Source organism: Actinopolyspora mortivallis, from assembly GCF_003001495.1.
Taxonomy (GTDB): Bacteria; Actinomycetota; Actinomycetes; order Mycobacteriales; family Pseudonocardiaceae; genus Actinopolyspora; species Actinopolyspora mortivallis_A.
This window is the reverse complement of record NZ_PVSR01000001.1, coordinates 363,010-376,630: the sequence shown is the minus strand read 5'-3', so window position 1 is coordinate 376,630 and position 13,621 is coordinate 363,010. Positions and strand designations below refer to the sequence as shown.

The window sequence follows — 13,621 nt, the reverse complement described above, 5'->3', positions numbered from 1 at the left end:
GCAGCACCGTGATCGGTTTCGCTCAACACTGAAACAATAGGCTTCACCGACACGGGTGAGCAAGCCGACCGGGTCGCTCAATGCGCGGGAGCTTCAGAATCCCACTTCGTGGAGCAGCTCCTGGATCCCCTCGACTCCAAGTGCACGGATTCCGGGCACGAGATCGGCCCAGAGTCCGTAGGCGTCGTGCGCCCACCTACGCACAGTCGCTTCGGAAGTCGGCTCGATCGGTGGCTGCACACTGTCGTCAACCGCGGCGAAGAACGCGCACAGTCGCCGTTGACCACCACTCCCGTTGCCCATGTGCCATCGCAGAGCACGCAGACGTCGCTTGGTTCCGAGGCGTTCGTCCCGCGCCTCGACTCTTGCCAGGATGTTTGGCACACTCCGCGCGGTGAGCGCCCCCTTCGTACTGTTCACCTCGGTAAGAACCGAGTTCTGGATGCACCACCACGGGTGCGAAGCGGGCATCCAATCCTCACGGTGTCCACCGCGCATAGTCGCACTGCTGAGCCTGTCCAACTCGACTCGTTGCCGCTCGTCGAGTTCGCCGGTAGCGAGCAGCGTCTCACCGAGCCGAAGCAGTCCGGCCACGTGCCCGGCTCCGATTCGATCCTGACGTCGGGTACTGCGCCGGGTTACCAGATAGGGACCGAGTTCGCGATACAGCGCTTCGCAGATCGAGGTCAGCAGCACCGAGGAGTCAAGGGTGTCGAAGAAATCCGTGTCGACCACTGTGTCATCGGGTAGCAAAGCTCTGCCGTGCACGAGTTTGCGAGTCTGCCCGGGTTCGGCCGCCAGACACACTCTGTCCGAAGCATGCGCCGCACTGCCCGGCATCGTCGGAACAGCTACGAGCGCGGGAGTAGCCTGCGATCTTCTCGCGACCTCCACCGGAAGCATCCCCGGCCCGTTGCGCCACAACGATCCGTCCAGCAACCAGGGATTCCCCTGTGCCGCGACCGCCAACTTGGCAGCGTCCAGCACCGATCCCCCTCCTACAGCTACGCAGGCATCAGGGGGCTCATCGACCAATCGATCACTCAGAGCAACCGCTGACTCCAAACAACCCCTCCGCCTCTCGGAGATACCATGCACTTCTACCGCCCTACCTCGACGATTCAAAAAATCACGAACACGACCTGGACTGCTTGCCCCAAAAATTAACCCCCTCTCGCAAAACAAAACAATTTTTTTTAAATTTAATTTTTCAAATTTCCCGTTAACAGCCTCGAAGGAATCTCCCGAAAAGGACAAGAAACACACCCCAGGAAGACGCGTAAATCGATTGCTTCTCCACGGAAACGATACCGTATCAAAAATAAGCATGTTTCAACCATCGCAGACAGGCTGGCCTGCCACATACAAAACCCCGAGCTGGAAGTATCCACTACAGGGACATGCGGCAAGACCAGCCAGCCACGCACACTACTATCAAACCAAGAAAAACATACTAATATCGATCGTTTTCTTCTTTTCTCATCGCAAGAGATATCACATTGGCGACCCCAAAACCAGTCATGAGCAAACCTCCCACGAGAGCGATGGAGACCTCCCAGGAAACATGACCTGAAAGGAATTCTCCTCCTCTGCTAATCACAAGCAAAACACCTGGGACAACAGCCGCAGATTTAATATATCTGACTTTATTCGCATTCAAATTTTTACTCCGAATCAAGTATGGCAAGGACGGCAACGTTTACACAATTCGGTGTAGGAATCACAGCATGACCTCATAATCCAAGCACAGGACGAGGCCAGACAGAAAGCGCACCAAAACCACCCTCCAGCACATTGAGCAGTACACGAAGCGCAGATGCCGACATCGCGTGCACAGCTGATGGTCCATTTCCAGTTGCAGTCCTCAGTAAGGACCTCGCCTTGGGTACCACACCAGCACACCGAACTATTGCAACCACCACAACGGTCTGCGCAGTCCGCAGTCTCCAATGATTCTTCCGGAGCCGGCCTGGGGACAGCCCCGTTGATGCTTCGTGATACAGTACGTAATTCAGGTCCATCCGGTGCTTCGTGATCGACATGGATACGATGGACACGACTGATGTCTCCGCCCACGTTCTCGTCGTATTCGGTGGAGATCAACAGTAATCGCTCCTCGTGCTGGTAGAAGAAGAGCGTCGTCTCCTGTACCCCCTCGGGGTGCTGGATCTCCCGACCCGCCACTTCGAGAACGCCCCCGGCAGAGACATCGCCCGTGTTCTCCGTGGCCTCCCCGAGTGCTGTACGCGGAACGGTGTCCACGCTTGAGCTCGTGCTCGCCAAAACACCCAGTGAACGCGGTTCCACGACGTTACGTACGTCATTTCCTCGAAGATGCCGTAGCGCGGTGTCGAGGAGCTCATCACCGTTGATCTCGTTGATCGCTTCCTCCGGCAGATCGGCATGGGGCGTACTCCCGTTCACGGCAGCACTCACCGGTTTTTTAGCCCCTGCCAACAAGCCGACTCCGACAATCGCCCCCAGCGAAGCGCGCAGAAAAGCACGACGAGGTTTCCCCTTGCCTCGTGGCATTCCACCGAGCGAGTTTCCGAGAATCCCCAAAACTTGCGCCGTCCCCCGCGGACCGAGATGCTTCGTCAACACCGGGCCCATACGCCATCCGGGCCACGCTTCGACAGAATTGCCGCGCACACGTACCAAAGTGGGCGCCCACGGCGCATCATCGCCCAAAGCCTCTTGGCGCCACCGCCGCATATCCGGCGAGCTCAGCGGAATGACACTGAGACGATCCCCCACCACGTGTTCGATATTGTGCGCGACATTGTTGCACCGCACACACGCAGCGTCGAAACCCAGTACATAACGTTCATTACGTATTTCGCTGTCTCTTAACACGTTTTCCCCTCAGTCGAAGATCAATCAACAACGAGGAGATCTTAGTGACAACCACGCCGTAGAGGCCATACCCCCGCAGCGGGTATCACTCGACCAGAGCAGTAGCTTCTACGGAACGGCTCGCGGATTTTCTCATCGCCAGCAAAACGTACCTATTGCTCATATTCGACTTTGTTCCGCCACTGCCCTGCTCGCTTCCCGTGTCGGACCACGGCAGCACCGTGATCGGTTTCGCTCAACACTGAAACAATAGGCTTCACCGACACGGGTGAGCAAGCCGACCGGGTCGATACGCGATGCCGGGAACGACCGGGCTCCGGTTACGTCGTGGAACGAACCAGCCACCGTACGGAACTGCACGTGGTGGGGCGCCGAGGTGCCGCACCCCACGTCGACGGCCGCGGTCGGCCGGATCACCGCCGTCGACCCGTGGTGAGCAGCACCGTCGCGCGGACTCACTCCCCGCGACGCGCGAGCTCGGCCCGCACCGCCGAGGCGAGACGCGACGGCGCGTCCCGGTCGGCGAGGTCGAAGCCGAGCCTCGGCTCGGTGAGCTCCAGTTCCAGCAGCATGGGCGCACCGTCCTCGCCACGCACCAGGTCCACCCGGGCGTAGAGCAGTTCCCGGCGACCGAGCCCCAGCAACGCGGTGGCGGCGTCCAGCACGTCCTCGGCCGTGGCCCGCAGGGCGGGGTCGGGATCGACGGCGAACGATCCCCGCTCCAGCTCCGGAACGACACCGTCGCCCGCGGGGTCCAGCAACGGACCCTTCACGAAGCCGTGCGAGTAGATCCCGCCGAAGAAGACCACGGCCGTCTCGCCCTCCCGATCCACCACGGGCTGGTAGGGCTGCACGAGCGCGGCCGTGCCCTGACGGTGCAGAGTGCGCAGGTGTTCGACGGCCCGTTCCCGCTGCTCCGGCAGGAAACGTCGCGCTCCGCTGGAACCCGCCCCGACCGTGGGCTTGACCACGAACTCGCGGTCGGGAAAGTCCGTCCCCCCGGTGGCTCCGGCTCCCGGTACCGCCTCCTCCGGCTCCACGAGCCGGGTGGGGGTGACCGGAACACCGGCTTCGGTCAGCTCCACCAGATAGCGCTTGTCGGTGTTCCACCGCACCACCCGGGCCGGATTCGCCAGCGCGGGCACCGAGTCGCACCAGCGCAGGAAATCCGCCAACCGACTGGTGTAGTCCCAGGTGGTGCGCAGTACCACCAGGTCGGCCTCCTCCACGGCCGAGCCGGCCTCGTCCCAGACCACCCAGTCGGCCACCAGACCGAGTTCCTCCAGCGCCTTCGGCAGCACCCCCTCGTCCGAAGAGACCTCGGGCCGGGAGGAGCAGGTGGCCAGCAGCACTCGCCGGGGCGCGGAGGGCGATGTCGAGATGCTCATCGCCTCACCGGGCGCGCGGTCCGGCCATACGCCGGCGGTGGTCGGGGCCGATGGTCAGCGCGGCGGCGGTCTCGGAGTCCCACTCACCGCTTTCCAGACCGTCCACGGCCTCCACCACGGCCTCGCCCGTGGCCGGGTCGGCGACCATGACGTCACCGAGCGAGCCGTCCTCGCCGATCAGCACGATCCGGGCGCCACCCCGCCCCAGGTTCTCCACCACGGCCCGGGCGGAGCCGCCGTGGCGGGACACGAAACGCCGTGCCGCCTCCACGGACCTGCGCGGGGGTTCCTGCTGGGTCTCGCTGTTCCGCTGCGTCGTCACGGGGCGATCCTAGGACGCCCCGCCGACGCGTGGGGCGGGGACGTGGTCCGCGCCTCCCGGTGTATCGATACCGCGCGGACACCGACCGCCGACGTCCCGCGCCACGGACGTGGCATGATCGGGTCCCGCGCACGTCCGCGCGCCCGAGCAGGCAGTCGAACCAGGAGGTTTCGGATGCGCGCCGTCCGGATGGTGGAACACGGTGGCCCCGAGGTGCTGCGTTACGAGGAGGTCGCCGATCCGGCCGTCGGCCCGCACGACCTGCTGGTCGACGTCACCGCCTGCGGGGTGAACTTCATCGACACCTACCAGCGCAGCGGACAGTACCCGGTGTCGCTGCCCTGCGTGCCCGGCTCCGAGGGAGCGGGCACCGTCACCGAGGTGGGCTCCGCCGTGACGGGCTTCGAGGTGGGGGACCGGGTGGCCTGGCCCCAGGTTCCGGGAAGCTACGCCGAACGGGTCGCGCTTCCGGCGGAGCGGGCCGTGAGACTTCCGGCGGAGCTGGACAGCACCACGGCGGCGGCCGCGATGTTGCAGGGGCTGACCGCCCACTACCTGGTCACCTCCACCCATCCGGTGGGTCCGGGCACGGTGGCGCTGGTGCACGCCGCCGCGGGCGGGATGGGGCTGTTGTTGACCCAGTGGATCACCGCCCGGGGCGGCACCGTGGTCGGCACGGTCTCCACCCCGGAGAAGGAGCGGCTGGCCCGGCAGGCCGGTGCCGCCGAGATCATCCGCTACACAGAGCGGGACATCGTGGAGGGGGTGCGTGCGGCCACCGAGGGCTCGGGAGTGCACGTGGTCTACGACGGGGTGGGCAGGGACACCTTCGAGGCGAGTCTGTCCTGTCTGCGCCCGCGCGGAACCCTGGCGCTGTTCGGGGCCGCCAGCGGGCCGGTGCCGCCTTTCGACCCCCAACGGCTGAACTCGGCTGGTTCGCTGTTCCTGACCAGGCCCACTCTGGCGCATCACCTGGCGGACCGGGCCGAGCTGGAATGGCGCACCGGCGAGTTGTTCGAGGCGATCACGCGGCAGCGGCTGCGGATCCGGATCGGAGAAAGCTACCGGCTCTCCGAGGCGGCCCGGGCCCACGAGGACCTGGAGGGAAGGCGCACCACGGGCAAGCTGCTGCTGCACCCCTGAGCGCCGCTCAGCCGGGAACGGCGGGAACGGTGGTCACGTCCCTGGCCAGCGGAGCGAGCACGAACAGCACCCCGGACAACAGGTCCTCCTCCACCGAGCTCTCCCGCAGCGCGTCGGCCAGGTAACCGATCACCAGGTCGTACTCGTCGTGGTGAATGCCCGGAAGGGAGTTGTCCGACTCCGCCGGTTCCCGCCTCGACGCGTCCCCCGTGAGCGCGGCCACGAACAGTTCGGTCTGGTGGCGTCGCAGCAGTTCGATGTTCGTGCCGTGGAAGTACCCGGCCAGGCGCGGATCGGCCAAGGCCTTGGCGTAGAAGCGGGTCACCACGGCGCTCACGGTGCGTTCCCCGCCCAGCCGTTCGAGAGTGGTGCTCATCGGTTCCCCTTCCCGGTTCGGTGTCGACGACACCTCCAGTCAACCGCACTGGTTTTGCGTACGCGTAATTCCGATGTGAACAACCGGCGTAGCCGGGGTGCGAGAAGGATCACTCGGGAGCTCGCGGCGGGAGCCGGCGGGGACTGGTACCGCACGGTCACGGCCCCCGCTCCGGGGACCGGAAGAACAGAGGAAGAATTCACCGCGCCCGAAAAATCACGATCATTTACGCAGTCACGCCACGATTTCCGACGAACTCGGACGGTACCGATTTCCGAGTGACACGGCACCGTTTCGCCCTCTCCCTTTCCGGGTTCGGCGATCACGAACGATCACGTGAACCACACGCGCGACTGTGTATGATCGCGGGGAACGTTTTCGCGCCCACGACGATCGCCGTTTCAGGAGCAGACCGCATGTCGTTGTTCTCCGACGCGTTGGACACGCTCTCGGCCCTCCCCGCCGGGCTGCTCCTCGTCGTGGCCGGAGCCATGGCGTTCGCCGAGTCCGGGCTCGGGGTCGGCATGGTCCTTCCCGGCGAGACCGTGGTGCTGTTTTCCAGCGCCGCCGCGGACAGTCGCGCCCTGCTCGCCGGTCTGCTGCTGGTGGTGACGCTCACCGGCTCGGCGGGCGACCACATCGGTTACCTGCTGGGACGGAGGTACGGGCCGGCGCTGCGCTTCACCTCGATGGTGCGGCGCATGGGAGTACAGCGCTGGGACCAGGCCATGGCGGCCCTGGACCGGCACGGGGCGAGGGCCATCTTCGTCACCAGACTGGTTCCCGTGGTACGCACCTTCGCCCCCGCCGCCGCCGGGGTCTCCGGGGTGCGCTACAACCGGTTCCTGCCCGCCTCCCTGTGCGCGGCGGCACTGTGGTCGACCGTCTACGTCGGTACCGGAGCAGTGGCACGGGTCTCCCTGGAACGCGTCGAGAACATCCTCGGCAGGGCGAGCTGGGCGGCCCTGGGAGTGCTCGTGCTCGTCGGGGGCGCGGTGTACGTGATACGTCGGAGAAAAACGAGAAATCGCGGAAAAACCACCACGGATCGGGAATCCTCGACCGCCGGGGAGGAAACGGCCGACATTCCGGCCGAAAAGGATGCGTCATGATCACCGGTTCGCCGGGGAAACGGAATCCCGTGCCGAGCACCTCCCGGGAAACGCCTCAGTCGATCTTCCCGTCGGCCGAGGCGTAGCGCAGCCCGAGCGCCCCGGAGATCAACAGCACCATCCCGCTCATCAGGACGACCAACCCCACGGTGATCGCGTTGTCGAACAGCCGTGGGACGATCCGGCCCACGGCGAGCACCACACCGACCAACCCCCCGGTGAGCAGCACCACGTCCCTGCGCAGCAGGAATCCGAGCAGCAACAGAGCCGCCACCGCGAAGGCCACCAGATCCACCCACCAACGCCCGCTCCAGAAGGGCCAGTGCGCTCCGACCAGGGACAGGCCCACCCCGAGCACCAGCGCGAGCCGGGGAACGACGAACCCGCCGTTCAGGGCCAGCAGTGACCAGGTTCCCCCCAGCACCAGCAGACCCGCTGAGGTGATCTCGGCCGATCCGAGCGGGAACGTGGGTGGCGCGCCGAGCAGGTGCGGTAGCTCGGAGAGCGCTCCCACCGTGTACACCGCGGCCACGGTCACGGCCAGCAGCCCCGGAACGGTGGGCAGCACCAGGTAGCCGCCCAGGGCGAGCACGAGCCCCGTGAGCACCGCCGGCAGCACGGTCGGGCTCTCCGGAAGGGCGACCCCGACCGCGCACGCGCCGGTGATCGCGGTCAGCACGAAGAGCACCGCGGTGACCCTGCCCCGCACACCGGGGTGTTCGCGCAGCTGCCGGGATCCCCCACCCAGATAGATCCCCACCACGCACAGCAGCACGGTCGTCGCCACCAGAATCCCGACGCGCAGCTGCCGGGCGAGGGCCCCGAAGGTTTCCGCCACGAGGATCCAGCCGCCGGTGAACACCAGCACGGCCCCGAGGTAGCCCGCCAGCTCCACCAGCACCCCCCGCGACCGGGGAGTGGACCGGTGCCGTGCCGATCCCTCGACGGCCTCCAGCGCGGCGTGCGCCTGTTCCTCGGTGAGTGTTCCGGACTCGACCAGCCGGTGGAGCGCGGCGCGCTGTTCACGACTGAGCACTCCGGTCACGTTGATCCCCCTGTCGTCCTGGTCCCGCTTCCTCCTCCGAAGGGACCATCTCCCCCATGTCCGGTGTTACCGGATCATCCTTTCCCGCTCGGTGGCAAACCCCCCGGCACAGCGGCCCCCGCCCCGAGCCGTCGAACACGAAGGGTTTCGTGGAGAACACCGAGAGCACTCACACGGAAGTGTCATCCCTCACACCGGACCCCCACCGAGCCCTCCGAGACGGACGGGTCGCGACAGCGGCCCTCCACCAGGACTACGCTGCACGTTGGACGAGGGATAACAGCGGAACGAATCGGTCAAGTTCGACCGGATTCACCGCACGAGGGAAACTGGAGCCGCGAGGAGTGTCCGTCACAGACGACCTTGCCCGTTTGACCACCAAACGAGTTCCCGAGGACTGGACCGAGCTGGACCAGCGCGCCGTGGACACGATCCGCGTCCTGGCCGCCGACGCGGTCGAGAAATGCGGAAGTGGCCACCCCGGCACCGCCATGAGTCTGGCCCCCGTCGCGTACACGCTGTTCCAGCGCGTGATGCGACACGACCCCAACGACGCCGGCTGGATCGGCCGGGACCGCTTCGTGCTGTCCGCCGGCCATTCGAGCCTGACACTGTACCTACAGCTCTACCTGTGCGGCTACGGGCTGGAGCTGGACGACATCAAGGCGCTGCGCACCTGGGACTCGCTCACCCCCGGCCACCCGGAGTACGGCCACACCACGGGGGTGGAGACCACCACCGGCCCGCTCGGCCAGGGACTGGCCAACGCGGTCGGCATGGCCATGGCGGCCCGGCGTGAGCGCGGACTGTTCGACCCGGACGCCGAACCGGGCCAGAGCGTCTTCGACCACCAGATCTACGTGCTCGCCTCCGACGGGGACATCGAGGAGGGGGTCACCGCCGAGGCGTCCTCGTTGGCCGGCACACAGCAGCTGGGCAACCTCACGGTGATCTACGACTCCAACGAGATCTCCATCGAGGACGACACCCACATCGCACTGTCCGAGGACACCGCGAAGCGGTACGAGGCCTACGGCTGGCACGTGGTCACCGTCCACGGCGGTGAGGACGTACAGGGCTTCCTCGACGCCCTGGAGGCCGCCCGTGCCGAGACGGACCGGCCGAGCCTGATCGTGCTGCGCACGGTCATCGGCTACCCGGCGCCCACCAAGATGAACACCGGCAAGGCGCACGGGGCCGCCCTCGGTGCGGAGGAGGTCGCCGAGGTCAAGAAGGCCCTCGGCTTCGACCCGGAGAAGAGCTTCGAGGTCTCCCCGGACGTGCTGGCCCACACCCGCGCGGTCGCCGAACGCGGGCGTGCCGACCACGAGAAGTGGCAGATCGCCTTCGACTCGTGGGCGGCGGAGAACCCGGAGCGCAAGACGCTGCTCGACCGGATGAACGCGCGTCAGTTGCCCGCCGGGTGGGACGAGGTGCTGCCGAGCTGGGAACCCGACGCCAAGGGGATCGCCACCCGCAAGGCCTCCGCGGAGGTCCTCGCGGCCGTCCGGGACGTGCTGCCCGAACTCTGGGGAGGCTCCTCGGACCTCGCCGAGAGCAACAACACCACGATGAAGGGGGCCGACTCCTTCGGTCCCGAAAGCATCTCCACGAACATGTTCCCCGCCCACCCCTACGGGCGGACGCTGCACTTCGGTGTGCGGGAACACGCCATGGGCTCGGTGCTCAACGGCATCGCGCTGCACGGCGGCACCCGCCCCTACGGTGGTACCTTCCTGATCTTCTCCGACTACATGCGGCCCGCCGTGCGGCTGGCGGCGCTGATGCGCGTGCCCACCATCTACGTGTGGACCCACGACTCGATCGGGCTGGGTGAGGACGGTCCGACCCACCAGCCCGTCGAGCAGCTGGCCAGCCTGCGCGGCATCCCGGGCCTGTCGGTGGTGCGTCCGGCCGACGCCAACGAGACGGCGGCCGCGTGGAAGGCGGTGCTGGAGCGGCCCGAGGGCCCGGCCGGTCTGGCCCTCACGCGCCAGGGAGTTCCCACCCTGGAGGGAACCGACCGTGCCGGGGTCGCCCGGGGCGGTTACGTGTTGGCCGAGGCCTCCTCGGGTACCCCGGAAGTGGTCCTCACCGCCACCGGCTCCGAGGTGCAGTTGGCCGTGGAAGCCAGGAAGATTCTGGAAGACGAGGGCGTTGCCACCCGTGTGGTGTCGATGCCGTGCGTGGAGTGGTTCGACGCGCAGGACGAGGAGTACCGCCGGAAGGTGCTGCCGTCCTCGGTGCGCGCCCGGGTCTTCGTCGAGGCGGGCATCGCCCAGCCCTGGCACCGCTTCGCCGGTGACCACGGTGAGATCGTCTCGCTGGAGCACTTCGGCGCCTCGGCCGACTACAAGACGTTGTTCGACAAGTTCGGCATCACGACCGAAGCCGTGGTCGCGGCCGCGCGGCGGAGCCTGAACAGCGTGCGTTCCGGTTGAGGCCGCGCACGCCACGACACGACCGCTGCGAACGACGGAGGTAATCAGTGAGCGGTAACAGCAACCTACAGGCTCTCACCGACGCCGGGGTGGCCATCTGGTTGGACGACCTGTCCAGGCAGCGGATCAACTCCGGCAACCTCGCCGAGCTGATCGCGAACCACAACCTCGTCGGGGTGACCAGCAACCCCACGATCTTCGCCGGGGCCATGTCCGACGCGCGGGACTACCAGGAGCAGATCTCCGAGCTCGCCGCGCGGGGAGCGAGCGTGGACCAGGCGGTCCGCGAGCTCACGACCAAGGACATCCGGGACGCCGCCGACGTCTTCCGCGAGGTCCACCGGGCCACCGACGGTGAGGACGGCCGGATCTCGATCGAGGTGGACCCCCGGCTGGCGCACGACACCGAGGGCACGGTCTCCGAGGCGCTGGAGCTGGCCAAGGCCGTGGACCGGCCGAACATGTTCGTGAAGATCCCGGCCACGGTGGAGGGACTTCCCGCCATCACGCGCACCCTCGCCGAGGGGGTGAGCGTCAACGTGACACTGATCTTCTCGGTGCAGCGGTACCGGGAGGTCATGGAGGCGTTCATCTCCGGCCTGGAACAGGCCCGGGACAACGGCCACGACATCAGCCAGATCTTCTCGGTGGCCTCGTTCTTCGTCTCCCGCGTGGACTCGGAGATCGACAAGCGGCTGAAGGCGATCGACGCCCCCGAACACCTGTACGGCAAGGCCGCCATCGCCAACGCCCGGCTGGCCTACGCCGCCTACGAGGAAGTGTTCGCCGGGGAACGCTGGCAGCCCCTGGAACGGGCCGGTGCGCGTCGGCAGCGCCCACTGTGGGCCTCCACCGGGGTGAAGAACCCCGAGTACTCCGACACGCGCTACGTCGACGAGCTGGTGGCCCCGCACACGGTCAACACCATGCCCGAGTCCACGTTGTACGCCGTGGCCGACCACGGCAACATCGTGGGTGACACGGTTCGTGGCACGGCCGCCGCCTCCCAGGAGGTCTTCGACTCCCTGTCGGCGGCGGGCATCGACCTGGACGACGTCTACGCCGTCCTCGAACGCGAGGGCGTGGAGAAGTTCGAGAAGTCCTGGAACGAGCTGCTCCAGACGGTCTCGCAGCAGCTCGAACAGGCTCGGTGACCGGCGACACCCGTGTGTGGGAGGCGGTCCTCCGACACACGGGTGTCCCCCGGACGCAGGCGGCCGCCCGGTCGGAGGTGCCGGCGGCCGCCTGTCAACGTGTGCACCTTTTCGTCACGTGGTGACGATCGAGCGCGAAGGAACCCTATGACGACTGACACCTCAGCCGAGATCACCGATCCTTCGCTGGCACGGGAGGCCGAGCCCCTGGTCCAGCGGCTGGTCGAGGACCGGGCCGCGAGCAAGCTCGCCGCCTCCGACCCCACCCTCTGGGGACCGGAGGCGGAGTCGGAGGCCTCGGTGCGCCTGGCGTGGACGACGCTGCACGAGACGTCCCGCGGCTTGCTCGCCGAGATCGACGCGCTGCGCGCGGAGTTGCACGACGAGGGCCTCAGCCGCGTGGTGCTCGCGGGCATGGGCGGTTCCTCGCTGGCCCCCGAGGTCATCACCGCCACGGCGGGAACCCAGCTGGTCGTGCTCGACACCACCGACCCGGGGCAGGTCGCCGACGCCCTGGAGGGCGAGCTGGACCGCACCGTGGTGGTGGTCTCCTCCAAGTCGGGGACCACGGTGGAGACCGACAGTCACCGCAGGATCTTCGAACAGGCCTTCACCGAGAAGGGCATCGACCCGGCGCGACGCATGATCGTGGTGACCGACCCGGGGTCCCCCCTGCAGGAACTGGGTGAGCAGGCCGGTTACCGCAGGGTGTTCACCGCCGACCCCAACGTGGGCGGCCGTTACTCCGCGCTGAGCGCGTTCGGGCTGGTTCCGGCCGGGCTCGCCGGCGCGGACATCGCCGCGCTGCTCGACGACGCGGCCGCCGCCTTCCCCGATCTGCGGTCCGACGACCCCGCCAACCCCGCCGTGCGGCTGGCGGCGGCGCTGGCGGCGGCCCACGACAACGGGGCGGAGAAGGTCGTCCTCGCCGACAGCGGCTCGGGCATCGTCGGGTTCGGTGACTGGGTGGAGCAGCTGATCGCCGAGTCCACCGGCAAGTCGGGTCTCGGCCTGCTGCCGGTTCCGGTGGAGAACGTGGAGGCGCCCGGCTTCGCCACGGCGGGGCAGGACGCGACTCCCGTGGCCATCGGCCCGGCCGACGGCACCGCCTCGGTCAGCACTCACGGCCCGCTCGGCGGTCTGATGCTGCTCTGGGAGTTCGCCACGGCCCTGGCGGGCAGGCTGATCGGCATCAACCCCTTCGACCAGCCGGACGTGGAGGCCGCCAAGCGGGCCGCACGGGGTCTGCTGGACGGTCCCGCCGGCGGCCCGGCGGCCACTCCCCTCACGGTCGACGGGGCCGTCGAGATCCACCCGAACGGCGAGTGGCTCTCCGCCGGGGTCGGAACGGTGGCCGAGGCGCTGCGCGCACTGGTCAACGCCGCGCCGCGGAACGGTTACCTGGCCGTGCAGGCCTATCTGGACCGGCTGGACGACGCCTCGATCAGTGTGCTGCGTCCGGAACTGGCGCGGCGCAGCGGGCTGCAGACCACCTTCGGCTGGGGACCGCGTTTCCTGCACTCCACCGGGCAGTACCACAAGGGTGGCCACCAGAACGGTGTCTTCCTGCAGATCACCGGGGACCCCGGCTCGGACATGGAGGTCCCGGGACAGCCGTACACCCTCGGTGCGTTGCAGCGTGCCCAGGCCCTCGGGGACGGCCAGGTCCTCGCACAGCAGCACCGTCCGGTGCTGCGCCTGCACCTGACCGACCGCGCCGCCGGACTGGTGGAGCTGGTCAAGGCGGTGCAGGATCTGCGTGCGGCCGGCTGAGGCGCGACCTA

At 67.4% G+C, this 13,621-nt stretch carries 10 protein-coding genes and 1 pseudogene; 5 read left to right on the top strand and 6 right to left on the bottom strand.

The window, feature by feature from the left end:
• Positions 1 to 93 precede the first annotated feature (93 nt).
• The 4 genes and pseudogenes from CEP50_RS20970 to CEP50_RS01700 form a co-directional block, all read right to left on the bottom strand.
• Positions 94 to 735, bottom strand: a complete 642-nt coding sequence (locus CEP50_RS20970) for a hypothetical protein (RefSeq protein ID WP_445596574.1) — start codon at positions 733 to 735, stop codon at positions 94 to 96.
• Positions 736 to 1,329, bottom strand: a pseudogene (locus tag CEP50_RS20965) (iron-containing alcohol dehydrogenase); the annotation flags it as partial.
• 1,982 nt (positions 1,330 to 3,311) lie between these two features.
• Positions 3,312 to 4,244 (bottom strand): ATP-grasp domain-containing protein, encoded by a 933-nt coding sequence (locus tag CEP50_RS01705; protein WP_106112129.1) that lies wholly within the window; start codon positions 4,242 to 4,244, stop codon positions 3,312 to 3,314.
• Positions 4,245 to 4,248: 4 nt separating this feature from the next.
• Positions 4,249 to 4,566: a hypothetical protein gene (locus CEP50_RS01700; protein ID WP_106112128.1), complete on the bottom strand. Its 318-nt coding sequence runs from the start codon at positions 4,564 to 4,566 to the stop codon at positions 4,249 to 4,251.
• Between the two features lie 174 nt (positions 4,567 to 4,740).
• Here CEP50_RS01700 and CEP50_RS01695 point away from each other — a divergent pair, with 174 nt between their 5' ends.
• Positions 4,741 to 5,709: a quinone oxidoreductase family protein gene (locus CEP50_RS01695; protein ID WP_106112127.1), complete on the top strand. Its 969-nt coding sequence runs from the start codon at positions 4,741 to 4,743 to the stop codon at positions 5,707 to 5,709.
• 7 nt (positions 5,710 to 5,716) lie between these two features.
• Here CEP50_RS01695 and CEP50_RS01690 read toward each other — a convergent pair whose 3' ends face one another.
• Complete coding sequence (locus CEP50_RS01690; protein ID WP_106112126.1) at positions 5,717 to 6,085, bottom strand: group I truncated hemoglobin; 369 nt, start codon at positions 6,083 to 6,085, stop codon at positions 5,717 to 5,719.
• A 416-nt stretch (positions 6,086 to 6,501) separates the two neighbouring features.
• On the opposite strand from CEP50_RS01690, the gene CEP50_RS01685 reads away from it, so the two are divergent.
• Positions 6,502 to 7,197, top strand: a complete 696-nt coding sequence (locus CEP50_RS01685; protein ID WP_106112125.1) for a DedA family protein — start codon at positions 6,502 to 6,504, stop codon at positions 7,195 to 7,197.
• Positions 7,198 to 7,252: 55 nt separating this feature from the next.
• Here the strand turns inward: CEP50_RS01685 and CEP50_RS01680 are convergent, their stop codons facing one another.
• On the bottom strand, positions 7,253 to 8,242 hold the full coding sequence (locus CEP50_RS01680; RefSeq protein ID WP_181188153.1) for a DUF2157 domain-containing protein: 990 nt from the start codon (positions 8,240 to 8,242) through the stop codon (positions 7,253 to 7,255).
• Positions 8,243 to 8,613: 371 nt separating this feature from the next.
• On the opposite strand from CEP50_RS01680, the gene tkt reads away from it, so the two are divergent.
• From tkt to CEP50_RS01665, 3 genes are all read left to right on the top strand, one after another.
• A complete protein-coding gene (gene tkt / locus CEP50_RS01675; RefSeq protein ID WP_106112123.1) occupies positions 8,614 to 10,683 on the top strand; it encodes a transketolase in 2,070 nt (689 codons plus the stop codon).
• A gap of 47 nt (positions 10,684 to 10,730) precedes the next feature.
• Positions 10,731 to 11,837, top strand: a complete 1,107-nt coding sequence (gene tal / locus CEP50_RS01670; protein ID WP_106112122.1) for a transaldolase — start codon at positions 10,731 to 10,733, stop codon at positions 11,835 to 11,837.
• Positions 11,838 to 11,984: 147 nt separating this feature from the next.
• Positions 11,985 to 13,610, top strand: coding sequence for a glucose-6-phosphate isomerase (locus CEP50_RS01665; RefSeq protein WP_106112121.1), 1,626 nt, complete (start codon positions 11,985 to 11,987; stop codon positions 13,608 to 13,610).
• Positions 13,611 to 13,621 lie beyond the last annotated feature (11 nt).